This window comes from Nakamurella aerolata (assembly GCF_013002705.1).
Taxonomy (GTDB): domain Bacteria; phylum Actinomycetota; class Actinomycetes; order Mycobacteriales; family Nakamurellaceae; genus Nakamurella; species Nakamurella aerolata.
The window spans coordinates 212,502-236,420 of sequence record NZ_JABEND010000002.1 but is presented as its reverse complement, the minus strand read 5'-3'; the positions used below and the strand labels follow the sequence as shown (position 1 = coordinate 236,420).

General features: G+C 68.2%; 17 protein-coding genes, 4 tRNA genes and 2 riboswitches. Of the genes, 13 read left to right on the top strand and 8 right to left on the bottom strand.

Annotated features, from left to right (window positions below; all coding sequences use genetic code 11):
• Nucleotides 1–309: 309 nt before the first annotated feature.
• Nucleotides 310–2,043: an ABC transporter ATP-binding protein gene (locus tag HKD39_RS04330; protein ID WP_171198610.1), complete on the top strand. Its 1,734-nt coding sequence runs from the start codon at nucleotides 310–312 to the stop codon at nucleotides 2,041–2,043.
• Nucleotides 2,040–4,397: an ABC transporter ATP-binding protein gene (locus tag HKD39_RS04325; protein ID WP_171198609.1), complete on the top strand. Its 2,358-nt coding sequence runs from the start codon at nucleotides 2,040–2,042 to the stop codon at nucleotides 4,395–4,397. Before HKD39_RS04330 ends, HKD39_RS04325 begins: the two co-directional genes overlap by 4 nt.
• 152 nt (nucleotides 4,398–4,549) lie before the next feature.
• Here HKD39_RS04325 and HKD39_RS20280 read toward each other — a convergent pair whose 3' ends face one another.
• The 3 genes from HKD39_RS20280 to HKD39_RS04310 form a co-directional block, all read right to left on the bottom strand.
• A complete protein-coding gene (locus HKD39_RS20280) occupies nucleotides 4,550–6,796 on the bottom strand; it encodes an HNH endonuclease (RefSeq protein WP_171198608.1) in 2,247 nt (748 codons plus the stop codon).
• A gap of 1,132 nt (nucleotides 6,797–7,928) precedes the next feature.
• A complete protein-coding gene (locus HKD39_RS04315; protein ID WP_212753943.1) occupies nucleotides 7,929–8,591 on the bottom strand; it encodes a DUF421 domain-containing protein in 663 nt (220 codons plus the stop codon).
• Nucleotides 8,592–8,734: 143 nt separating this feature from the next.
• Entirely contained in the window at nucleotides 8,735–9,856 is a 1,122-nt protein-coding gene (locus HKD39_RS04310; protein ID WP_171198607.1) for a 3-hydroxyisobutyryl-CoA hydrolase, read from the bottom strand.
• A 188-nt stretch (nucleotides 9,857–10,044) separates the two neighbouring features.
• On the opposite strand from HKD39_RS04310, the gene HKD39_RS04305 reads away from it, so the two are divergent.
• Complete coding sequence (locus HKD39_RS04305) at nucleotides 10,045–12,069, top strand: C40 family peptidase (RefSeq protein ID WP_171198606.1); 2,025 nt, start codon at nucleotides 10,045–10,047, stop codon at nucleotides 12,067–12,069.
• A 26-nt stretch (nucleotides 12,070–12,095) separates the two neighbouring features.
• Here the strand turns inward: HKD39_RS04305 and HKD39_RS18625 are convergent, their stop codons facing one another.
• Nucleotides 12,096–13,112 carry a L,D-transpeptidase family protein gene (locus HKD39_RS18625; protein ID WP_212753941.1) on the bottom strand — a complete coding sequence of 339 codons (1,017 nt, stop codon included), beginning with the start codon at nucleotides 13,110–13,112 and terminating at the stop codon, nucleotides 12,096–12,098.
• Nucleotides 13,113–13,390: 278 nt separating this feature from the next.
• On the opposite strand from HKD39_RS18625, the gene HKD39_RS04295 reads away from it, so the two are divergent.
• The 6 genes from HKD39_RS04295 (at nucleotide 13,391) to HKD39_RS04270 (ending at nucleotide 16,537) form a co-directional block, all read left to right on the top strand.
• Nucleotides 13,391–13,981, top strand: a complete 591-nt coding sequence (locus HKD39_RS04295; protein ID WP_212753939.1) for a MarR family winged helix-turn-helix transcriptional regulator — start codon at nucleotides 13,391–13,393, stop codon at nucleotides 13,979–13,981.
• Nucleotides 13,982–13,997: 16 nt separating this feature from the next.
• Nucleotides 13,998–15,959: an MDR family MFS transporter gene (locus HKD39_RS04290; RefSeq protein WP_212753937.1), complete on the top strand. Its 1,962-nt coding sequence runs from the start codon at nucleotides 13,998–14,000 to the stop codon at nucleotides 15,957–15,959.
• A gap of 117 nt (nucleotides 15,960–16,076) precedes the next feature.
• Nucleotides 16,077–16,149 (top strand) — tRNA-Glu (locus HKD39_RS04285).
• Nucleotides 16,150–16,197: 48 nt separating this feature from the next.
• Nucleotides 16,198–16,271: transfer RNA gene (locus HKD39_RS04280), tRNA-Asp, on the top strand.
• A gap of 49 nt (nucleotides 16,272–16,320) precedes the next feature.
• A tRNA-Phe gene (locus HKD39_RS04275) sits at nucleotides 16,321–16,397 on the top strand.
• A gap of 67 nt (nucleotides 16,398–16,464) precedes the next feature.
• A tRNA-Lys gene (locus HKD39_RS04270) sits at nucleotides 16,465–16,537 on the top strand.
• 80 nt (nucleotides 16,538–16,617) lie between these two features.
• On the opposite strand, the gene HKD39_RS04265 is transcribed toward HKD39_RS04270, so the two are convergent.
• Complete coding sequence (locus tag HKD39_RS04265) at nucleotides 16,618–17,094, bottom strand: NUDIX domain-containing protein (protein ID WP_171198605.1); 477 nt, start codon at nucleotides 17,092–17,094, stop codon at nucleotides 16,618–16,620.
• Nucleotides 17,095–17,341: 247 nt separating this feature from the next.
• On the opposite strand from HKD39_RS04265, the gene HKD39_RS04260 reads away from it, so the two are divergent.
• A complete protein-coding gene (locus tag HKD39_RS04260) occupies nucleotides 17,342–17,842 on the top strand; it encodes a MarR family winged helix-turn-helix transcriptional regulator (RefSeq protein ID WP_343074587.1) in 501 nt (166 codons plus the stop codon).
• 85 nt (nucleotides 17,843–17,927) lie between these two features.
• Here HKD39_RS04260 and HKD39_RS04255 read toward each other — a convergent pair whose 3' ends face one another.
• Both HKD39_RS04255 and HKD39_RS04250 read right to left on the bottom strand, forming a co-directional pair.
• Nucleotides 17,928–18,944: a glutathione S-transferase family protein gene (locus tag HKD39_RS04255; protein ID WP_171198604.1), complete on the bottom strand. Its 1,017-nt coding sequence runs from the start codon at nucleotides 18,942–18,944 to the stop codon at nucleotides 17,928–17,930.
• Between the two features lie 42 nt (nucleotides 18,945–18,986).
• Complete coding sequence (locus tag HKD39_RS04250; protein ID WP_171198603.1) at nucleotides 18,987–20,252, bottom strand: reverse transcriptase domain-containing protein; 1,266 nt, start codon at nucleotides 20,250–20,252, stop codon at nucleotides 18,987–18,989.
• A 278-nt stretch (nucleotides 20,253–20,530) separates the two neighbouring features.
• Nucleotides 20,531–20,625, top strand: a riboswitch (TPP riboswitch).
• Between HKD39_RS04250 and thiM the strand changes: the two genes are divergently transcribed.
• The 3 genes from thiM (at nucleotide 20,615) to thiD (ending at nucleotide 23,048) form a co-directional block, all read left to right on the top strand.
• A complete protein-coding gene (gene thiM, locus HKD39_RS04245; RefSeq protein WP_171198602.1) occupies nucleotides 20,615–21,514 on the top strand; it encodes a hydroxyethylthiazole kinase in 900 nt (299 codons plus the stop codon). (Overlaps the previous riboswitch by 11 nt.)
• Nucleotides 21,511–22,170 (top strand): thiamine phosphate synthase, encoded by a 660-nt coding sequence (thiE, locus tag HKD39_RS04240; protein ID WP_343074586.1) that lies wholly within the window; start codon nucleotides 21,511–21,513, stop codon nucleotides 22,168–22,170. Before thiM ends, thiE begins: the two co-directional genes overlap by 4 nt.
• The gene (thiD, locus tag HKD39_RS04235) at nucleotides 22,167–23,048 is read left to right on the top strand and encodes a bifunctional hydroxymethylpyrimidine kinase/phosphomethylpyrimidine kinase (protein ID WP_171198601.1); all 882 of its coding nucleotides are present in this window, start codon (nucleotides 22,167–22,169) and stop codon (nucleotides 23,046–23,048) included. The genes thiE and thiD overlap by 4 nt, the downstream gene beginning before the upstream one ends.
• Here the strand turns inward: thiD and tenA are convergent.
• The gene (tenA, locus tag HKD39_RS04230) at nucleotides 23,041–23,745 is read right to left on the bottom strand and encodes a thiaminase II (RefSeq protein WP_212753935.1); all 705 of its coding nucleotides are present in this window, start codon (nucleotides 23,743–23,745) and stop codon (nucleotides 23,041–23,043) included. The two genes, thiD and tenA, sit on opposite strands and share 8 nt — an antisense overlap.
• Nucleotides 23,746–23,775: 30 nt before the next feature.
• Nucleotides 23,776–23,879, bottom strand: a riboswitch (TPP riboswitch).
• Between the last annotated feature and the right edge of the window lie 40 nt (nucleotides 23,880–23,919).

Here is a 23,919-nt window from a genome sequence, read left to right as displayed (position 1 = left end):
GGCAGGCGGCAGGCTGACTGCCGCACCCAGCCAACCCAGCCGAACTTGCCCGGCCGTCCCGCCCGACCCAGCCGTCCTGGCCCGCACTGACCGACCCAGCCAATCCGCCCGACCCAGCCGCCCTGACCCGCACTTAGCCGCCCGACCCAGCCGTCCTGACCCGCCCCACCCAGCGATTCCACCCGACTCAGCCGTCCCCGCCCGGCCCGGCCGCCCCGCCCGGCCCGGCCGCCCCGGCCGTCCTGCCAGACCACCTGCCGGCCCGAGCGGCAAGCTCGACCCGCACCCCACACCGAAAGGCCAGACGAGATGTTGTTGCGACTACTGCGCAGTCACCTTGGTCCCTATCGCGGCAAGATCTGCGCGATCTTGTTGCTGCAGTTGGTGGCGACCATCGCCTCGCTGTACCTGCCCAGCCTGAACGCCGACATCATCGACAAGGGTGTGGCCCGCGGCGATGTCGGCAAGATCTGGAGCCTCGGGGGGCTGATGCTGCTGGTCACCCTTGTGCAGATCCTGTGCAGCATTGCCGCGGTGTACTACGGCGCTCAGGTGGCGATGGGCTTCGGCCGCGACGTGCGGCAGTCGGTGTTCAACAAGGTCGGTACCTTCGCCGACCGTGAGGTGGGCCGATTCACCCCGGCCAGCCTGATCACCAGGAACACCAACGACGTCACCCAGGTGCAGACCGTCGTGCTGATGACGTTCACGCTGCTGGTGATGGCGCCGATCATGTGCATCGGCGGCATTGTGATGGCGCTGCGCGAGGACGCCGGCCTTTCCTGGCTGCTGCTGGTGGCGGTGCCGGTCCTGCTCGGCGCGCTGTCGTTGATCGTGATCAACATGGTGCCGAGCTTCCGCAAGATGCAGGAGCGGCTGGACAACGTCAACCGGGTGCTGCGCGAGCAGATCACCGGTATCAGGGTGGTGCGGGCGTTTGTCCGCGAACCCCAAGAGACGCAACGCTTTGCGGTGGCCAACGACGAGCTGACCCAGGTGTCGCTGCGGGTCGGGCGGCTGATGGCGTTGATGTTCCCGGTGGTGATGCTGATCCTGAACGCCTCGTCGGTGGCGGTGCTGTGGTTCGGCGGGCACCGGGTCGACTCCGGCGCAATCGAGGTCGGCTCGCTGACCGCTTTCCTTTCCTATCTGATTCAGATTCTGATGGCCGTGATGATGGCGACGTTCATGTCGACGATGATCCCGCGGGCCGCGGTCTCCGCCGAGCGCATCCAAGAGGTGCTGGACACCGAGAGCTCGGTCCGGCCGCCGGCCAACCCACAGCCGGCGCCGCCGGCGCGCGGCGTTGTGCAGCTGCAGGACGTGGAGTTCACCTACCCGGGTGCCGACGATCCGGTGTTGTCGGACATCAACCTGACTGCTCGCCCCGGCGGGATGACGGCGATCGTCGGGTCCACCGGTGCCGGTAAGACCACGTTGTTGTCGCTGATTCCGCGGCTGTTCGACGTGACTGGCGGTCGAGTGTTGTTGGACGGCTTGGACATCCGCGAGTACGACCCGGCGCAGCTGTGGGAACGCATCGGGCTGATCCCGCAGAAGGCGTTCCTGTTCACCGGGACGGTGGCCAGTAATCTGCGCTACGGAAACCCGGACGCCACCGATGAAGAACTGTGGCGGGCACTGGAGATCGCGCAGGCCAAGGACTTCGTTGCCGAGATGCCTGAGGGACTGAACGCCCCGGTCGCCCAGGGCGGGTCGAATGTCTCCGGCGGGCAGCGGCAGCGGCTGGCGATCGCCAGAGCGTTGGTGAAGCAGGCGCCGGTGTACCTGTTCGACGATTCGTTCTCGGCGTTGGACGTGGCGACCGATGCCAGGCTGCGCCGGGCGTTGCGGCCGATCTCGGCGCACGCGACCGTGATTGTGGTGGCGCAACGGGTCTCGACCATCGTCGATGCCGACCAGATCATCGTGCTGGAGAACGGCAGGGTCGTGGGCACCGGCACTCACGACGAGCTGCTGGCCGGCTGCGCCACCTACGTCGAGATCGTGCAGTCCCAGCTCACCGCGGAGGAGGCAGCATGAACACGCCCCTGGGTCCCGGTGCTGGTGAGAACAAGGGCGGCCCGACCGAGCCGGGCGTCCCGGCCGATCGAGCGAGTGTCGCGGCCGATCGAGCGGGCGTCCCGGCCGATCGCGCGAGTGTCGCGGCCGATCGAGCGGGCGTCCCTGCCGATCAGGCGCGGGATGCAGCAGCCGAATCCCCGGCGCCAAGTACCGAATCCAGCGCGGCCGACGATGCCGCGACGGTGCGGGAGGTGACGCGCAAGGGTGGCAACCGTGGCGGCGGCTGGGGCGGCAACGCCGGCCCGGTGGAGAAGTCGCAGAACTTCTCCGCGTCGGCGAAGCGCTTGATCGGACTGCTTGCGCCGCAACGGGTGTTGGCGATGGTGGTGATCGGCCTGGCCGTCGCGAGCGTCGTGCTGAGCGTGATCGGTCCGAAGGTTCTCGGGCATGCCACCGATGTGATCTTCGAGGGCTGGACCAGCCGGACGATCTTCCAGGACTTCCCGCCGGGCACCAGTCAGGATCAGGTGGTGGCTGCGCTGCGCGCGGCCGGGCAGAACGACCAGGCCACCATGTTGTCGACGCTGACGCTGACACCCGGTGCCGGCATCGACTTCCCGCGGCTGGCAACGATTCTGCTGTGGGTGCTGGTGATCTATGTGGCCAGTTCGCTGCTCGGTTGGTTGCAGGGCTATTTGTTGACCGGCATGGTGAACCGCACCATGCGCAAGCTGCGGTCCGATGTTGAGGACAAGCTGAACCGGTTGCCGCTCAGCTACTTCGACAAGCAGACCCGTGGCGAGGTGCTATCGCGGGTGACCAACGACATCGACAACGTGTCGCAGTCGATCAATCAGACCATGTCTCAGCTGCTCACCAGCCTGCTGACGGTGATCGGCACCTTGGTGATGATGGTGATCGTCTCGTTCTGGCTGACGCTGATCGCACTCATTTCGATTCCGATCATGTTGGTGATCACGGCGCAGGTGGCCAAGCGCAGCCAGAAGCAGTTCATCACGCAGTGGCGGTCAACCGGCGAGCTGAACTCGCAGATCGAGGAGTACTACACCGGGCATTCGCTGGTGAAGGTGTTCGGGCGGCAGCGGCAGGCGCAGCAGCGGTTCGCCGACAAGAACGCCGAACTGTACGAGTCGAGTTTCAAGGCGCAGTTCATCTCCGGGATCATCATGCCGTCGATGATGTTCATCGGGAACCTGACGTATGTGTTGGTCGCGGTGGTCGGCGGGCTGCGGGTGACCAGCGGCGCGATGACCATCGGCAGCGTGCAGGCGTTCATCCAGTACTCGCGGCAGTTCACCCAGCCGTTGAGCCAGGTGGCGTCGATGGCGAACGTGCTGCAGTCCGGGGTGGCGTCGGCGGAGCGGGTGTTCGAGTTGCTGGACGAGCCGGAGCAGTCGCCGGACCCGTTGCAGCCGGCCACTATTCCGGCGGGCGATACCAAGGGCGAGGTGCGGTTCGAGAACGTGGACTTCTCGTATTCGCCGGATCAGCCGCTGATCACGGATCTGTCGCTGGTGGCCGACCCGGGGCACACGGTGGCGATTGTCGGACCGACCGGTGCCGGCAAGACCACGTTGGTCAACTTGATCATGCGGTTCTACGAGTTGAACGGTGGCCGGATCACGCTGGACGGGGTGGATGTGTCGACGATGCGGCGGGACGACCTGCGGTCGCGGATCGGCATGGTGCTGCAGGACACCTGGCTGTTCGGCGGGACCATCCGGGACAATATCGCTTACGGCCGGCCCGACGCCACCGAGGACGAGATTATCGAGGCGGCGACGGCGACGTATGTCGACCGGTTCGTGCGGTCGCTGCCGGACGGTTACGACACGGTGATCGATTCCGAGGGCAGCAATGTGTCGGTCGGTGAGAAGCAGCTGATCACGATTGCCAGGGCGTTCCTGGCCAATCCGTCGCTGCTGATCCTGGATGAGGCGACCAGTTCGGTGGACACTCGCACCGAGGTGCTGGTGCAGCAGGCGATGGCAGCGCTGCGCAGCGATCGGACGAGTTTTGTTATCGCGCACCGGTTGTCGACCATCCGCGATGCGGATCTGATCTTGGTGATGGAGCACGGCAGCATCGTTGAGCAGGGCACGCATGCCGAGCTGATCGCGGCGGAGGGCGCCTACTACCGGCTCTACCAGTCGCAGTTCGAGGCCGCGCTGGACGACGAGGAGGTTGCGCCGGACGCTGCTGATCTGGCGGGCGTGGTGGTCGGTGCGGGTGCCGGTGCTGGTGCCGGTGTGCCGGGCAGCGGGGTGTCGGGCAGCGGGGTCGGCGGGGCTGACCAGTCCGGCGCCGGGGCCGGGCCCACCGAGAGCGGATCGGGCGGGCGCGTCGGCTGAGCGAGCGGCAGGAAGGCAGGATGGGTGAGTCCACCCTGCCGGCGGGCGGATGAGCTGACCCGGCCGCGCGGCGGGATCGGTGATGCCGGGCATCGAGATGCTTTGTCCTGCATGGCGTTCCGTCACCGGCCCGGCGGGCCGGTTGGAGCGGATCAGAACGGCGGTGGATCGTCGGCGTGGCTGTCTCGGTCGGCGTTGTCGATACGGGCAGCGTTGTCGGCACGGTCAGCGCTGTCGGCACGGTCAGCGCTGTCGCTTGGCTCGGCGCTCGTGTCGTCCGATGGCCGGTTGCCGAGTAGCGGCTCCTCGCGCCGCTCACCGTTGTCGCCGTTAGCTGGCTTGCCCGCGACGGGCATCCCCGTGGTGGACCGAGCTGCCGTGCGTTCGCCCACCGCCTGTTCGCCCACCGCCTGTTCGCCTCCCATCTGTCCGCCGGTCGACTCGCTGCTTTCCGCCTGGCCGCCGGTCGACTCGCTGCCGTCCGCTTGGTCGCCGGTCGGCGTCGCGTCCGACTCGGTATGGCCTGCTGCGGGCGCTTCGGTTGGCTGCCACCAGGTTTCGGGTTCTCTGGTGTGGGTGCGGCCCAGGGGTGAGGTCCAGTGGTAGCTACCGTCGGCGGTGCGGGTGAGGGTCCAGCCGCCGCCGTCTTTGGCGCGGTGGTGATGTTTGCACAGCAGGTTCAGGTTGTCCGCGCTGGTCGCCCCACCGGCCTGGTACGGGACGCGGTGGTCGATCTCGGTGCGGGCGGCGGGTTGCCGGCAGCCCGGTGCCACGCAGGTGCGGTCCCGGGTCCGGATCTGTTCGGCGAGCCATTCCGGCGGCACATACCCCGCGATCCGGGTGGCATCCAACAACGACCCGTCCAACGGATCACACACCAAACGCTGCACAAGCAGGTCACAGCCAGGATCGGACCTACTGCCCGTCGCGCTGCCCTTCGGTTGGTGTGGTCTTCGGTCGCTGCCGCCAGGAGCGGCGGGCCTGCTGCCTGCTCCCCCTGTTCCCTGGGGAGTGTCTGGTCGTCGACTCGTCCCACTCGACACACCCGATCTTCGACCGGCCCGATCGGAGGCGCCTGGTCTGCGGCCGGCTGGATGGTCAGCGTCGGATCGCTGACCGGGTCCAGTGTTGTTGGCGTGGTTCACCTCTCGCCCACCCATATCAGCGCCGGCTGCGAAGGCATCGGCGATGGATGCTCCGGTTGCGTCTGCATCGCTTGCGGATGCGCCGGTTGGGGTGCCGGTGGGGGTGCGGGCGAGGATGGCGCGGGCTTGGGCGGCGGTGATCGGCCCGTACCCGTCCAACTCACACACCTCGGCACCGCCGGTCAGCACGGTGTACGGCATGGTCACCTGCAACCGAACCCTGGACCGCTGCTTCGGTGTGAACACCCCGCCGCCGGGGAGGCCGTGCTCGACCACGTGGTGGAACAGGTCGACCAGACAGTCCGCGCGGCGCGCATCGATCCCGCGGGAGTCGTCGGGGGTTTTCGCGGTGTCGGCCATCACGGTCAACACCCGCCACACCACCTCCACGTCCTGCGCCGGGCCGTAGTACACCAGCTGCGCCATCCCATCCTCACCCGGCACACACGACACATTCCGCTGCGCGACGGCCTCCTCATGGGATTCCTGGGCGTGGTCGGGGTTCAGCCCGAGCAACACTCTGCGGACCTGGCGGCGGAACAACGCCATCGGTTTATCCACGGCGGAGGGATAGATCCGCTCCTCCAACAGTCGCGCTGTCGCCTCGTCCAACTGCTCCACTTGTTCGGCGAGGTAGCGGACTTTCGGTAGATCAATCTCCCCGGCGTTCCACGCCGCCCAGGTGACCGGAATTTTCCGCAGCTGCTCGGCGATCGTGATCTGGGTGGCGGCGGCACGCTCAGAAATCGTCAACGCACCGGCGACTTCGGTGTCCAGGAACTCCCGCACCCCCACATAGCTCCGGGCCAGCTCGCCAAGGTCGGCAGCGTTCTGCGCCTGCAAATGCCGAATCACCCGCTCCCGAGCCACCACCGAATCCAGCAGCACATTCCCGTGCAACACCACCCCCGCAACACCGGCATCAGCGGCACCGTCGGCATCATCGGCGCCGGACCCGGCAGCGTCAGGGTTATCGGCCTCACCACTCGCCGGATCAGCGTTGCGCGTGGCAGCGCGCGGGCTATCCACCTCGGGATTCCCCGAGTCGCCGCCGCTGCGGGCGCCGGTGCCGGCACTGGCGGATGGAGCACGATCGGCGCGATGGGCGGCAGCGGGCGGTGAATCGACGCCGGGGTTCCCCGAGTTGATATCGCCCTTGTTGGCCTCTTCCTTGTTGACCTCGCCCGCGGCGCCGCTGGCACGAGTAGACGGAGCGGCATCAGTGGCGCCGGCGCGAGTGGAGGGCCCGGGCACCGTAGGCGACCCAGCCCGCGCGACCAGCAAAGCCGCCGTGGGCGGGCGGGATTCCAGATGCGCAACCAAACCCGACCCCGGCTGCAGCACCCCCAATGCCGTACGCCACCGCTGGAACACCGCCTGCGAAACCCGCGCAGCACCAACCCGAACCGGCTTCCGGTTGAGCATCAACATCACCCCCTTGTGACACACCCAGACTACCTCTTCTGGTACGCCTGTTCGATCCGCCAATCGGATGAATTCGCCAGTCTCCGGCTTGTCGATCCGACAATGCGCCACGCGCGCTGGCGCAAGAGCCTGGCCGACGAGGCCGAAATCTCAGCGGCAGCGGCATGCCGGCAACAGTTCAGCGGCAGCGGCATGCGGGCAGCGGCCAGCGGCAGCGGGGGCGCGGGTCGGGATCCGCGCCGCAGAAGAGCGGAAGCAATGCAGCGGCAGCGGATACCGGCACCAGTTCAGCGGCAGCGGCCCACCGGCAGCGGGGGCGCGGGTCGAGATCCGCGCCGCAGAAGAGAGCGGAGCAAGGCAACGGAAGCGTCTCACCCGCGCCTACAGTCCTCGACGCGGCCTCGCCCAGCCCGCGCCGCGATTCATCTACTCGCCTCAGAATCGAGCAGCGCGACCCCACGAGCCGCGTCACAACAGCGCACGCTGCAGAAAGAAGGCCGTCGAAAGCCATGCGCCGCAGCAATTCTCACGTGATTCAACGGCGTACCCGCGAATCAACAGCACTCCCAGCCGAGCAGCCACATTCCGGTCTCTGCCGATCTCCCGCTGCAGAGATCCGGCGGCCGCAAGCATGAAACCAAGTTCATGCCCCGCCACCTTGTACCTGAGCTGCCTCCAGCGCCCCGAAAATCGTTTCACGGCGCCTGTTTCGCCCACTGGAGGCAGCTCAGGTCGAAACGTCACCGCCCATTGTCGCCGCAGACGCTCACCGCGCCGGCACACCTGCGCACACGCGCACCGAGCCACGCGCTGCAAGACCGCACCCACCGCCCTCGGCCGCAGCGGCTAACAGGCCCTACTGCTAACGCTGCCAACAAGTCTCACTGTGCATCGGCAGCCCCTGCCCCATCACCGGCCGCACCGCCAGGCGCAGCTGCCGCACCACTGCCGGCACCTCCACCTACCGCACCCCACCAACGGCACCTTCACCACTAGCAGCTGCCCCGCCAGCGGCGCCTGCACCAGGAAGCCCAGCGAGAACGTCAGACTTGCCAGCACCAGCGCCCATCTGCGCGGTCAGCAGCTGCTCAATACGAGCCAGCCGGGCTTCCAACTGGTCGATGTCGTTGGCTGTCGCACCTTGAAATCGCCTACGCAGCTTGATCTCCAGGTGCCCGTCGGGATCCATCCGGCCGTGCGCCACCTCGTCAACACTGTTTCCGTTCTGAATGCGCACCATGCGGTTCAGATCGCTCTCCCGCAACCCCAACCGGCGCAACTCCGGTTCGATGGGCGAACCGTGCCGGATCACCTCAACCGTGCGGCCCTGCAACAACTTTCGCAGCGCCGGTCGCCGATAGCAGAGATAGTCGATCAGCTCGTTGCCGGCCACCAGCACCACTGCTCCGAGGGCACCGCCGACGAGCGAGTTGTCATTGCCGATGATGGCGTTCTGCACCACATTCGACAGCAGAAACATCACGGTCAAATCCATCGTCGACAGCTGCGCCATCGACCGCCGCCCTGACACCCGCAACAACACCAGAATCAGTAGGTACACCAGCACCGTGCGGATGATCTTCTCAGCCGCGGGGATCTGGAAGGTGAACATGTCGTGCCACATGGCGCTTCTCCCTGGATGTGCGAGCCGCAGCGCCGAACCCACGACGCTGCACTGATCTTGCGCCATCATCCGGCAGGCTCGAACCGGCCACCAACCATCCAGGGCCAAGCTCCCAGCCCGACCACATCCAGCCGAAAGAAACCTCAGTCGAAGAAGCGAGAAACGTCGGCGTCGGACACCTCGTCAAGCGAGGCCGGATCCCACCGCGGATTGCGGTCCTTGTCGATCACCTGGGCCCTGATTCCCTCCCGCAGATCCGGCACCGTCAGAAAGCGGTGCACAAGGGAAAGGTCTTGCGCCAGCACCTCATCCACCGTCATCGACGCCGCATCGCGCAGTGCCCGCAGCGTCACCTTGACCGACGTCGGTGACATCGCCCTGATGGTGGCGGCGGCCTGCCGCGCGGCGTCCTCGGGACGGGCGTCCAGCCGAGCCAACATCTCGTCGACGTCGTCGCCGCGATAACAGGCGTCGATCCACTCGCGCGCGCCCGCCGCGAAACCGGTGTCGGCCGGGGCCTCGTCCCACTCGAAGTCCCACTCGAAGTCCCACTCGAAGTCCCACTCGAAGTCCCGCTCGAAGTCCCGCTCTAAGTCCCGCTCGAAACCGTCCAGCACGGACCGCCCGTCCCGCGCTAGCCGGGCCACCAGCTCTGGCACCCGCCGGCGCGTCAGGAAGTGATCGGCCAGCCCCGCCTCGATGGCAGCCGCCGCCCCCAGCCGGGCACCGCTGAGCGCCATGTGGGTGCCGATCTCCCCCGGTGCACGCGCCAACAGGTACAGCGCGCCGACGTCGGGGAACAGCCCGATCGCGGTCTCCGGCATCGCCAACTGCGACGTCTCGGTGACCACCCGGACGCTGCCGTGGCCGGCTATGCCGATGCCGCCGCCCATGGTGATGCCGTCCATGATCGCCACGTACGGCTTCGGATAGTGCGCGATCGCGGCGTTCATCGCGTACTCGTCGCTGAAGAAGCTGCCGGGCCCCTCGCCGGAGACGATGCCTGCATATAGCGCCTTGATGTCGCCGCCGGCGCACAGCCCGCGTTCGCCCGCGCCGTCCACCAGGACCGCCTGCACGGCGTCGTCGCCGGCCCACGCATCCAGCTGCGCACTGAACTGTTGGATCAGCGGGATCGACAGCGCGTTGATCTGCCGTGGCCGGTTCAGGGTGAGGTGCCCGAGCGCGCCGTCGATGGTGCTGAGTACCGGCGGCGCGTCGCCCTCAGCCGGACTGTCGGTGGCCTTGGGTTTGCTCGAACTCATGGCCGGAACACTATCGAGCGAGCCGGGGGACTTCTCCCCATGTCGGGTACCCGCGCGCGGACCGTAACCTATCGGCGGGCAGAAAAGGCGGCTCGTCGTGCACCGACGCAGGGTGGGGAACCTGAATGCGCACGGCAGCGTCGTATCGCCCGGAGAACGCCGGGACGTGGGGGGAAGGAGCAGGGCACATGCAGCAGTGGCAGCCGCCCACCCCTCCTGCCCGCCGCAAGCTCCGCCCGTTGCTGGCCGCCGCGCTGTCACTCGCTGTGGGTACCGGCGCGGTCGTCCTGAGCTTGAACGCCACGTCGGACAAACCCAGCAATGCCGCGGCGACGGCTGCCGTTGCCGACACCGCAGGTCCGGTGCCGGCCGGCTACGGGGTGCTGGGCGACGGCGACACCGCCTACCTGACTGCCCCGCCGACCGGCGGCGACGGCTGCAGCACCACCACCGATGAGATCCCTGGCACCGCCGCCACCGGCGGCATGTTCGGGCGGACCAAGCTCGGCGATGCCCAGGTGCAGACCGCCAGCACCGTCATCTCGGTCGGCAAGGCGATGGGCATCTCGCAGCGCGGCATCAAGGTCGGACTGCTCGCCGCGATGACGGACTCGGCGCTCAACCCGAACTTCCGCGAGGGCGACAGCATCGGCCTGTTCGCCCAGCCTAAGAAGGGCTACACCTTCGACGACCGCACCGATCCGATCGGCGCCAGCCGGATGTTCTTCAACGCCCTGCAGGCCAAGGTGCCCGGCTACCAGAAGGGCGCGCAGCCGGACTGGGCCGTCGCCGAGGCGGTGCAACGCAAGCAGCAAGGGGTGAAGTACAACGGCTGGCGCACCACCGCCGCCGCACTGGTCAAGAAGCTGTACCAGCCGACGCCCGCCTACAACTGGCACCCCAAGCAGGACACCTGCCCGCAGGACGGCGAGACGCCCACCGGCGCACCGTCCACCTTCGACCCCGGTTTCATCGTCTCGGACGCGGTCTTCTACAACACGCAGGCGATGAGCACCGACCAGATCCGCACCTTCATCGACGCCAAAGGCAAAGACTGCCAAGGGGATTGGTGCCTGAAGAACCTCAAGGTGGAGCTGCCGGACACCCCGCAGGACGAGTACTGCAAGGCGATTGCCGGCAACCCCGAAGCCGACGCCGCCGAGGTGATCCAGAAGGTGTCGGTGGCCTGCGGCGTCAATCCGCAGGTGATGCTGGTGACGCTGGAGAAGGAATCGGGTCTGCTCACCGACTCGTCGGTGAGCGAGAAGTCTTATGCCGCAGCGTACGGCTGGCACTGCCCCGACACCGGACCGGGCGGCGGCGCCAACTGCGACCCCGAGTACGCCGGTTTCGTCAAGCAGGCCAGCGGCATGGCCAAGCAGTGGGCGCGCTACGTCGTCAACCCTGACAAGTACAACTACCGCGCCGGCCAAACCGTCGAGATCCTTTGGAACGTCAAAGAATCCGGTTGTGGCGGCAGCTCGGTGACCATCAAGAACAAGGCCACCGCGTCGCTGTACAACTACACGCCCTACCAGCCGAACCAGGCCTCGCTCGAGGCCTACCCCGGCGTCGGCGACTCGTGCAGCAGCTACGGCAACCGCAACTTCTACTTCCTGTTCGCCAAGTACTTCGGCACCAGCGACGCCGCCCAGAACGGCCAGCAGAGCCAGGGCGAGCAGGGCCAGGGCGAGCAGCAGGCGGGTTCGGTCCGCACCGACGGGATGATGGTGCAGATCCCGGACAACCCGAACGTGCCGGAACAGTTGCGCGGCAAGATGATCAAGGCGCCGAACGACAAGGTGGCGCGCGGCCTGGCGTCCGGGCTCGCCTTCTTGGGCACCCCGTACGTCTGGGGCGGCGGCACCGACGGCCGCGGTCCGGACGACGGCTGCTCCCGCGGCGGCGGCGAGAAGAACTCCTGCCAAGGGGTCACCGGCTTCGACTGCTCGGGGCTGACCGGATATGTGTTGAAGCAGGCCGGTTTCAGCACCGGCACCGACTCGGCCAGCCAGCGCTCCGGCGGCACCGACGTCAAGTGGGAGGACGCGAAGCCGGGCGACATCGTCGGTTTCGAAGGTCACGTCGCGATCTATCTCGGCATCGCCAACGACGTTCCCTACATGCTCGAGGCGCCGAACGTCGGCAAGCAGGTGCGCATCCGCGACGTGCGCGCCGGCGCCGACGACGTGCTGCACCGCTACTGGTCCTGACCGCTACTGGTCCGGTCCGCAAGCGGTCAATGCGTCACCAGCAGGATGGTGCGGGACGTACTGCCCAGCCACGAACCGCCACCGGGCCAACGCACCTGGTAGTAGCGGCTCTTCGGCGGCCGCACCGTCACCGCGTAGCTGCCGTCCGCCTTGGTGGTCGCGGTGGTTTGCCTGGCCCAACCGGGCACCCCGCGGTCCTCGCCCCACACCTGAATCACCATGCCGCCCAGGCGTTGTCCGGTCCCCGCCTGCAGCACTCCCTTGATCGTCACCGGGGCGCCCACCGGGACGGTTTGGGTGGCCGTGTCCAAGCTGATCGACGAGTACACCGACTGGGTCGGCGGCACCCACGGGTTGCCGGTGCGCATGTCGATGGTCGGGTGCTGTGCCGGGTCGAGCCACCGCATGATCGCCTGCAGGCTGGTCTGGGCGATGGCAACGCAGCCGGCGGTGGGGCCGCCGGTGGACACATGCAGGAAGAAGGCGGAGCCGGCGCCGGGCACCCGCTGCAGGTTGTAGCCGATGTTGACCGCGTAGTTGTAGGCGGTGCCGACGTTGTAGAGGTTCTCGGAAGCGCCGCCTGGGCTGGTGGCGCGGCGCACGTGGGTGTTGTAGGTGGGTGATGCGACGTTGCTGTCCCACCAGTCGTTGGTGTCGGTCGTGAAGTACGGCAGCCTGGTGCCGGGGTTGGCCAGCCGGCCGAACGCCAGGTTGAGCGGATAGCTGCCGGCTGGGGTGCGTTTGCTGCCCTCCCGCGCCGCTCCGATCCCGGCCGAGCCGACCCTGGCCGGCATCGGCCCGAACGCCCGTCTCCACTGCCCAGTCGATTGCCGCTGCCAGGCCGACAGGGTAGCGGTGGACGCGCCCGCTGCCGCGGCGACGGTGATCACCTGCGTCGAGTTGCTCGGCACCGCGGCCGCGGCCGGCGCGGCGGACAGTGCGGGCAGCACGAGCGTCGTGGTCGCCGCCACCGGCACGGCGAGGCCGGTGGTCAGCAGCCGGCGGCGGGACCACAGCTGGTGCGGTGAGGTTGGTGTCGTCATCGGCGGGCTCCTTCTCACCACGGGGGCGGCTTCACGCCGAAGGCACGGGCAGGACGGGTACGGGCTGCCCAGCGCGCCCCGACCCTCCGACCTTAGGCAGCAAGCCGGCGGGCGCCGCCGTGTCGATCGGGCGTATTTATCCCCACTGTTGATCACCTTGCGTAGCCAACCGGGCCGGCGATACTCCTGGCCTTCCCCGGACGCATAGCTTTTCGATTCGACCGAGGGCCGCCGCGGGTGCATACTTGCCGACGGCAACTAGTTGGTAAGGGCAACAAATGGCTGATCAGCAGCGGCAGGACGGCAGCGGTCCGGTGGATGAGGTGCCCGCCGGGGCCGACGGCACCGTCATCTCCGGTCTGATGACCCGGCTGATGCGGCAGTACGGCGCGATCAGGAACCGGATCACCGCGACCGGCAGGGTGTCGGCCGCCCCGACGTTCCTGTTGTTCAAGTTCGCCGACGGGCAGCGTCGCCGGGCCGCCGATCTGGCCGAGGAGCTGTGCGCCGATCCGTCGACGGTGTCCCGGCAGGTGGCGCAGCTGGTCAAGGAGGGCTTCCTGGAACGGCAGGCCGACCCGGACGACGGTCGGGCCTCACTGCTGGTGCTCACCGACCTCGGGCGGCAGCGGCGAGATGCGTTGCGGCGGGACAGCATTGCCCTGTTCGCCGGGGTCACCGCAGCCTGGTCCGATCACGACCGGCGCACCCTCGCGGAGTTGCTGCACCGCTACGTCGAAGACATGGAGTCGCAACGGGAATCCATCACCGAGGCCGTGCTGGCCTCGCACACCGGGGAGCCCGACCCGGCCGCCGCCGCTCGCCGAGCGCCGGATCGGCAGCGGACCAACACTGAGCGCACTACCTGAGAAAGGCACCACAACAATGTCGAATCGGAGCGCGGTTGCCGCGGCCCCGCCGGGGTCGGCCGACGGGTCGATGACGCACCGGGAGATCCTCACCATCCTCTCCGGGCTGATGGCGGGCATGTTCCTCGCCGCGCTCGACCAGACCGTCGTGTCGACCGCGATTCGGACCATTTCCGATGACCTGAACGGCATTTCGCTGCAGGCCTGGGTCACCACCGCTTACCTGATCACCAGCACCATCGCCACGCCGCTGTACGGAAAACTGTCGGACATCTACGGCCGCCGACCGTTCTACCTGCTGGCCATCTCGCTGTTCGTGATCGGGTCGCTGGCCTGTACCTTCGCCACCTCGATGTACATGCTGGCCGCGTTCCGGGCGTTCCAGGGGCTGGGCGCCGGCGGCCTGATGTCGTTGTCGCTGGCGATCATGGCGGACATCCTGCCGCCGCGGGAGCGCGCCAAGTACCAGGGCTACTTCATGGCGGTGTTCGGCACCAGCTCGGTGCTCGGGCCGCTGATCGGCGGGTTGTTCGCCGGTGCCAACTCGATTCTCGGAATCGCCGGCTGGCGCTGGGTTTTCCTGATCAACGTCCCGATCGGCCTGATCGCGCTGTGCGTCGTGGCAAAGGTGCTGCACATCCCGCACACCCCGCGACCACACAAGATCGACTACTGGGGCGCGGCCGCGCTGGTGATCGGCCTGGTGCCGCTGCTCACCATCGCCGAACAGGGCCAGGGTTGGGGCTGGGGGTCGCCGGTCGTGATCGTGCTAGCGATCATCGGCGTCGTCGGTCTGATCGCGTTTGTCGTCATCGAGTCGAAGATGGGCGACGACGCACTGATCCCGCTGCGGTTGTTCAAAAGCCGCAACTTCTCGCTGATGCAGGGCGCAGGGCTGCTGGTCGGCATGGCCATGTTCGGCGCCATCTTGACGCTGCCGCTGTTCTTGCAGATCGTCCGCGGTGCCACCCCAACCGAGTCCGGTCTGCAGATGCTGGCGATGACCATCGGCATGATGAGCGCCTCGGTGATCTCCGGTCAGCTCACCGCAAAGACCGGGCGCTACAAGATCTTTCCGCAGATCGGCATGGCGCTGGTGTTTGTCGGCGCGGTGCTGCTCGCGCTGAACCTGAAGATCGATACCCCCAACATCTGGCTCTGGGGGATGATCTTCATCATCGGCTTCGGGGTCGGCAACTGCATGCAGTCCCTCACCATCGCGACGCAGAACTCGGTCGAGGCCAAGGACATGGGAGTGGCCACCTCGGCCGCCACCTTCTTCCGCCAGGTCGGCGGCACCCTCGGCGTCGCGGTGTTCCTGTCGATGCTGTTCAGCGCGATGCCGAAGAACATCGGCAAAGAGCTCACCGCCGCGAACAGCGACCCGGCCTTCCAGCAGGCGGCCGCGGCGAACGCGCACTCGTCCGATCCGGCGGTGGTGCAGCGCTCCATCGAACAGATGGGTGCCCAGATGCAGGACGACACCTCGTTCCTGCAGCGGATCCCGAGCGTGCTCGCGCATCCGTTCCAGCAGGGCTTTGTTGACTCCATGCACCCGGTGTTCTGGGCCGCCGCTGCGGTGGCGGTGGTGGCGTTCATCCTGCTGCTGTTCTTCAAGGAGACGCCGCTGCGCACCGTCTCCGCGCTGCAGGAGCAGACCAGGGCCGCGTCCGAGGCGGCCAGGCAGCAGCGCGAGCGCACCGGCGACACCGTCGCGGCAGCGTCGGACATCGGGGACGGCCCCACCGTCGGCGCCATGGCGGCGAGCACCGCCGCGGTGGGCGCGGGCGGGCAGGTGGTCGAGCACGCGGTCGCCCCGGACGACGGGCAGGACGGCTCAGCCGGGTCGCCCGGTCGCCGCGGTGAGCACCAGCTCGACGATTCCAGTGTCCCCGTGCAAGACCGGCTGGCCGGCCTGCGCCCGGACCAGGTGAACCGGGCCGACCTGCCGCACGGCCGTCATCGCAGCAACGACTGAGCGCCGGCACCGAACCGGCCGACCCGGCGCTGACCAGCCGTTTTGTTAGTCGCTGGAGCGGTGCCGTATGCTGATTGCGCTCCCAACGGCAAGCCGTTGGAGGCGGACTTTGGTCCAGCCCCCATCGTCTAGCGGCCTAGGACCCCGCCCTTTCACGGCGGTAGCACGGGTTCGAATCCCGTTGGGGGTACTCCGGTTGTTTGCAACCGGAGCCAGCAGTACAAGGCAGCAACAGTAAGGCCCTGTGGCGCAGTTGGTTAGCGCGCCGCCCTGTCACGGCGGAGGTCGCGGGTTCAAGTCCCGTCAGGGTCGCGTACGCGGTGGGGCCGGTTCGATCAATCGGACCGGCCCCGCGGCGTAGGGCCAGGTAGCTCAGTTGGTACGAGCGTTCGCCTGAAAAGTGAAAGGTCGCCGGTTCGATCCCGGCCCTGGCCACCAGCACCGGCCGGTAAGCCGGCCCACCGCGATTCGGTACGCTCAACGTGCCCGCACGATTCCGGGCCACGGGCCTCTAGCTCAGTTGGTAGAGCATCGGACTTTTAATCCGCTGGTCCAGGGTTCGAGCCCCTGGGGGCCCACTGTTTCAGCAGCCACTCGGCACCGACCGCTTCCGGATCGGCCGCTCAGCTCGGCTTTACCCGTTCCGCCTCGCCGCCGTTCACCTCCGGGTGACGGCCGCGATGGCCTTGCGCATGGTGGCGGTCAGGTTCGGCGAGGTCCCGCTGCCGTCGGCCGCCAGCTCATCCGGACTCCACCATCGCGCCTGGTCGATGCTGTTCTGCTCGGCGCGGTCCATCCCGTCGAAGTCGGCGGTGAAATGCGCTGCCGCCCAAGCGAAATAGACCTCGTGCTGCCACAGCGTCTTGCCGGCCCAGGAGAACTGGTGGCGCAGCTCCCCCACCGGTTCGCCGAGGTCAGCCGGGTCGACGACGGCACCAACCTCTTCCCTGAGCTCGCGCGCCGCGGCCTGCGCCAACGACTCATCCGGTTCGGCGCCGCCGCCGATGGTGAACCAGAACGGCTGCTCCGGCCGGTGCGGATCCCAACCGTGCAGCAACAGCACCCGGCCCTCGCTATCGACGGGCAGCACCCGGGCCGCGCGGCGCCAGCCGTGCGGGGCTTCGTCCTCGATCACCCGTGATCCCCTCCGTGCTCTGTGCTCTGTTGCTCTGTGCTCCGCGCACTGCGCCCAGTGCTCTGTGCTCTGTGTTCGCTGCCCGGCGTCCCGTCTTGCTCGGTCCCGGTTGGCGCCTCGGTCACCAGCGGACCACATGGCCGGCTGACCCGGCACAACGGCGTGCCGTTCGGCACGTCGAGTGACCGCCCGTAGGCTGGACCGCTGACAGGCGAGTGCGGGGACTCGTCGGGCAGGCAGGTGAAGCGTGGAGGCGAACAACAGGCCAGGGCCGTGGCTCACCGCTGAACAACAACAGATCTGGCGCAGCTACCTGGCCATGCAGCGGCTGCTCGACGAGAGTATCGAGCGCGACATGCAGCTGACCGGCCACATGCCCCACGCGTACTACCTGATTCTTGCCATGCTGTCCGAGGCGCCGGAACATCGGTTACGAATGAATCGTCTCGCCGAGGTGACCGGCTCGTCGCAGTCGCGGCTGTCGCATGCGGTCACCCGGCTGGAGGCACTTGGCTGGGTGACGCGGGAGCAGGACAGCACCGATCGCCGGGGTCAGGTGGCGGCGTTGACACCCGCGGGCTACGAGCGGCTGGTACGCACCGCGCCGCTGCACGCCGAGACCGTGCGGTCGGTGCTCTTCGACCCGCTCACCCCCGAGCAGCAGGCCGCACTCGGCGACATCTGCCGAACGATTCTCAGCGCCGGTGACGGCGAAAAGCAGGTGCGGCAGATGGATCCCACCGCCTGAGGCAGGCAAGCCCACCGGCGCAACCAGTCCCGCCTCAGCCCGCGCCGCCGCCTCAGCCCTGCCGCGGCTCAGCCCGCGCAGCGCCTCAGCCCGCGCCGTGGCCGGGCGTCACTCGCTCGTTCTGGGGAACCGGTCCTGGCGGGGTACCGTCGCCGAACGGCTTGCCGCCCAAGGCTTCCCGGCCGTGCGGGGTGAGCCAGTTGGCCAGATCTGGCCCCTTCGGCACGATCTGGGTGGGGTTCACATCTTTGTGCACGATGTAGTAGTGCTGCTTGATCTGCTCGAAGTCGACGGTGTCGCCAAAGCCGGGAGTCTGGAACAGGTCTCGCGCGTAACCCCAAAGCGCGTCGAACTCGTCGAGCTTCTGCCGGTTGCACTTGAAGTGCCCGTGGTAGACAGGGTCGAATCGGGCCAGTGTGGTGAACAGCCGCACATCGGCCTCGGTGATGGTGTCCCCCACCAGGAATCGCTGCTTCGACAGCCGCTCCTCCAGCCAGTCAAGGGCGGTGAAGAGCCTGTCGTAAGCGGCGTCGTACGCCTCTTGCGAGCCGGCGAACCCGGCGCGGTACACACCGTTGTTCACCTCGGTGAAGACCCGCTTGTTCACTGCGTCGATCTCCTCCCGCAGGGCCTGCGGGTACAGATCCGGGGCACCATCGCGGTGGTAATCGACCCATTCGGACTCGAAGTCGAGAGTGATCTGGGCGAAGTCGTTGGTGACCACCTTGCCGGTGGGAACGTCGACGATCGCCGGAACGGTGATGCCGCGCGGGTACTCGGGGTCGCGGGCGAAGTAGGCCTGCTGCAGGCGTTCGATGCCGAGCACCGGATCTTTCCCGTCCGGGTCGAGATCGAAGGTCCATGAACGCTGGTCGTGCGTCGGGCCCGGCATGCCGAGCGAGATGGCGTCTTCCAGGCCGAGCAGCCGGCGAACGATGATGGTCCGGTTGGCCCATGGGCAGGCGCGCGCCGCGATCAACCGGTAGCGGCCCGGCTCCACCGGATAGCCGTCGGCACCGTCGCGGGTGATCCTGGTGGTGATGTAGTTGGTGTCGCGCTTGAATTCTTTGCCCTTGTCGACGTAGGCCGCATCTTCGCTCATGTATCCATGGTGCCACCGGCGCGATCCGGCCCGCCGCCCGCGCTACCAGGCGATCCGATCGAACAGCTCCGCGAGTGCCCGTCGCCTGGTCGCGCTGCCGGACGCCACCCACTGCATCCGCCCGAGCAGGTGGCCGCGGAAGTCGGCGAGGTCGTCCCGGTTCTGGCTTTCCGGGCCGAACCGGGCGCAGTTGTACAGAATCGCTCGCAGGGTGTCGAACTCCGCTCGCGGTGGCTGCGGGGTGCGATTCACCACCAGCCCGGTCAGCTGCTGCCGCTGCTGGGCCCGCCGAACCAACACCTTACGCGGATGCAACCGATGTCCCGCTGCGGCAACAACTTTCCGGGTGACAGCGAGCACGGCGCTCACCGCAATCGCAGGTTCGCCCAGGCCGGTGGAGAAGGCCAGATCGTCGGCGTAGCGGGTGTAACTGAGCCCGTGCCGCCCAGCGAACGCGGCGAGTCTGCGGTCCACCTCGAACATCGCGAGATTCGACAACGCGGGTGAGGTGGGAGCACCCTGCGGCAGGTGCGGTCGGCGCAGTCGAGCCGCTGTCGCCGAATCGATGCCCGCGAAAGCGGCCGGAGCGGTGGCCGTGGTGCACAGCGCCGCCAGCACCTCACCCACCGCGGGTGGATAGCCAACCGTATGAAACGTCGCCTCGATCTGCGGGCGGGCGACAGTGAGGAAGAAGTCACGCAGGTCGACCCTGATCACCACCCGACTGCCGGTGTGCGGCTCCGCGAAGGTGTGCACCGAGCGGCCCGGCACAAAGCCGTGCGCTGCCGGATGCGGCGGGATCGGAGCGACGCAGTGTCGCAGCACCCGCCGCTGCAGTTCCCGCAGCCTCGGCTTGGGGATCTCCAGCACTCGCAGCCCGGACTGCTTGGGTAGGGTGCGGTAACGATAGTGTTGCAGTGCAGTAGGTTTCGTCCGGAGCCAGCCGCGGCGATCGGCGAAGAACTCCAGCTCGCCGACGGTGATGTCGAGCAGTCGCGCCAGCGCGGCCGGGTCCGCCAGCGGCGTCAAACCGGCCCAGAGTTCTGCGGTGCGAACCTCGAACGCGATCGTCGCCGGGGCGTCCTGCCGGCGCAGACCAGCCAGATAGCCGGTGACGGCCGGACCGACGTCAACGGGTGGACTTGGCATGGCGGCCAGCATTCTGGCGGCCAGCTCCTCGGCCTGTTCCGGAGGCAGCAACTGCGTCAGCGCCTCGGCCACGTCGGCGGCGCGCCAGCTCGTCCGGCTTTCGACGACGACCCTGGCCAACCGCGCCGCGGTGCCGGAGTCGAACGCCCAGTCAGCCACGGCCCTGCCGGGCGGCGTGTGACCGGGTGGGTCGACCAGTTCCTGCTGTTCGCGGCGCCCCTTCGCCCGCGGAGCGGGCCGCGGCGGCGCCGGATGCGTGGTGCAACTGTCTCGCCTCGCCAGGGGTTTCCCCTGACCAGGGCACAGCGATGCCGTACCCGTTCTCGCCCCACCCGGCCATTGGCCCATCCTGCCAGGTGCGGCCGCCGGGACGAAAGCCGGCAAACGGACCGCCCGCATCGCACCCGCTCGACGGCGCGCCGGCGGGCGCTACCCTTGACCGTGACGCGGGGTGCCGCCAAGCGCGGCTGAGATCACACCCGTCGAACCTGCACTAGTTCGTACTAGCGAAGGGACGTCACATGGCTGACGCCGCACCATCTGCATCTGCACTCCCACCCGAAGGCCCCGCCGCGCTGTCGGAACCGCCGGCGCCGGCTGAGTTGTCCGCGCCGACTGAGTTGTCCGCGCCGGCTGCGGCCGAGCTCGCTGACTGTTGGGACCGACTGCGCACCGACAGCCCGCTGGTGCAGTGCCTCACCAACATCGTGGTGGCGCCGTTCACCGCGAACCTGTTGCTGGCGGCCGGGGCAGCGCCCGCCATGGTCGACAATCCGCACGAGGCAGCGGGTTTCACTGCCGTCGCCTCTGGCGTGCTGGTCAATCTGGGTACTCCGTACGACGACACGGTGGCCGGGATGCGCGCAGCCGTACCGGCAGCGGCGGCTGCGGGAACGCCGTGGGTGCTCGACCCGGTGGCCGTCGGCGGCCTGCCGTGGCGCACCACGACCGCGGCCGAACTGCTGGCGCTGGCCGCACCGGCGGTGATCCGCGGTAACGCCTCCGAGATCCTGGCGCTCGGCGGCGGTGAGGGCGGCCGCGGGGTCGACGCGGCGCACGCCCCGGACGCCGCGCTGCAAGCAGCCGGCGACCTTGCCGGACGATATGCGACAACTGTCGCGGTGAGCGGTCCGGTCGACCTGATCACCGACGGCCAGAGGTTGCTCAGGCTGGCCCACGGGCACCCATGGATGACGAAGGTGACCGGGGTGGGCTGTGCGCTCGGCGCCTTGATGGCCGGGTGCTGCGCGGTCTCCGACGACGCCATGATTGCTGCCGGCACTGCGACAGCCGCGTTGACCCTGGCAGCCGAGACCGCGGCGGATTCCGCTTCGGGGCCAGGCTCTTTCGCGGTCGAGCTGCTGGATCAGCTGTTCCTGCTGGAGCCGGCTGAGCTGGCTGATCGGGTGGATCCGCAGTGACCAGCGCGCGGCCGCGTCCGGCGCTGGATCCCAGCCTGTACCTGGTGACGGACACCGCGATGTGCGGCGACCGCGGGGTGCCGGCGACTGCCGCGGCGGCGGTGCAGGGCGGCGTCACCGTGGTCCAGCTGCGCGATCGGAAAGCCGAGGACGCCGCGTTCGTCCGGTTGGGGCGAGAGCTGCGAGACGCTCTGCGGCCGGCGGGGATTCCGCTGCTGGTGAACGATCGGGTTCACCTGGTCGAGGCGATCGGTGCCGACGGAGCCCACGTCGGCCAGAGCGATCTGGATCCGGTTGCCGCCCGAGAATTGTTGGGGCCCAGCCGTCTGCTCGGCCTGTCGGTGCGCAAGGCCGTCGAGTTGGCAGCGGCTTCGGCGCTACCGCCCGGCACCGTCGACTATTTCGGCATCGGGCCGGTGTGGGCAACGGCCAGCAAGCCGGACCATGCCCGGCCGTTGGGTCCGGACGATGCCGGCCGGCTGGCATCCGCTGCCGGCCTGCCGGGCGTGGCGATCGGCGGGATCACCGCCGAACGAGCGTCCCTGTTGCGGGGCAAAGGTTTCGCCGGCATCGCGGTGGTCAGCGCGATCTGCGCCGCCGACGAACCCGCCGCTGCGGCTGCGCAGTTGCGGCAATGCTGGCAGGCCGCGGCATGACACCGCCGGTCGCGCTCAGCATCGCCGGGTCCGACCCGTCCGGCGGCGCGGGCATTCAGGCCGACCTCAAGACGTTCAGCGCGCTCGGCGTCTACGGGTGCGCCGCGATGACGGCACTGACCGCGCAGAGCACCAGAGGCGTCACCGGAATCCATGTGGTCCCAGCCGATTTCGTCGTCGAACAGGCGCGGACGCTCGCCGCCGACGTGCACATCGACGCGATCAAGATCGGCATGCTGGCCACCGCGGAGATCTGCGACACCGTCGGGGAGTTGATCGGTGACGTGCTGCGCTGCCCTGTGGTGCTCGACCCTGTGATGATCTCGACGGCTGGGTCGGGGCTGCTGGATGCCGATGCCATGGCGGCGATGAGCCAACTGGTCGGCAAGGCCGACGCGATCACCCCGAACCTGCACGAGGCGGCTGCCCTGCTCGGCACCGAGCCGGCCGGCACCGTGGCCGAGATGCGCATCCAGGCAAGGGCTCTGATCGATCGCGGTGTCCGCCGGGTGCTGCTCAAGGGCGGGCACCTGGCCGCCGTGCCCGGCGGCGCTGCCGCTGCTGATGACCGAGCCGCCCACGCCGGCAGCGACACCGCGGCCCCCGACACCGAAACCGCAGCCGCGGTTGATGTGTGGGCAGACGAGCACGGCGTCACCGAGTTGACGGCGCCGGTGGTGCCGACCCGCAACACCCACGGGACGGGTTGCTCGTTGTCGTCGGCGATTGCCGCGCTGCTGCCGCAGCGCGCGAGCTGGCTGGAAGCGGTGACCGGTGCCAAAAACTGGCTGACCGACGCCCTGGGCGGTGCCGACAGCCTGCACATCGGCGCCGGACCCGGCCCGGTGCACCACTTCCACCGTTGGTGGGTCAGTTGAGCGCCAGTTCCTTGTGTTGCCAGCGCTGCTGGGTGAAGGCCATCTCCCAGAAGGCGACCTCGTACTCGCAGCTGGCTTCGAACGCCGCGGCCATCCGAGCGCGTTCGGCAGGGCCGGCCTGCTCGGCCAGGGCGTCGACCCTGGCAATGAACTGGGCAAGCAGCTCGTCACACTCGACGTTGGCATAGAACTCCCACCAGCCGGCGAACGGATTGTCCTGCGCCGCAGGCGCCTTGGCCTGTTGCCGTTGCGCTGCCCAGATGTACGTCCACGGGCACGGCAACAGTGCCGCCATCAGTACCCCGAGGCTGTCGTATCCGCTGACCATCATGTGATTGATGTATGCCTGCGCGGTGGGCGCCATGGTGTCGAGCTGGGCATCGGCGTAGTCGACGCCGAAAGCCTGGCACAGCACGTGATGCGGGTGGGTCTCGTCGGCCAACAGGAAGGTGACGTTGTCCCTGAACCACGCCATCCATTGCCGGTCAGGGCTTTTGGCCAGGCCCAACCCGTAGCAGCGGATGAACGCGGTCAGGTATTGATTGTCCTGGCCGACGTAGTGCAGCACGCTCTCCCTTGAGGCGGTGCCATCCGCCAGCCCCCGCAGGAACGGGTGCGCGTAGAACGTCTCGAAGAGCTCGTCGCAGCGACGGCGCTGCTCTGCCGAGAATCCGGATGAGGCTGAAACACTGCTCATGGCAACAACTCCCACGAGGCAAAGGGGCGCCTGTCGACGCGGCCACGATCCCTCCGCTCGCATGATCGAGGTCAGGTTCGACGGGTGTGATCTCAGCCGGCAAACATCGGTTGCCGGCACCCCGCGTGGCTACGCCCATGTTACCCGGCCGCGACCATCCGAGCGGAGTGGCCT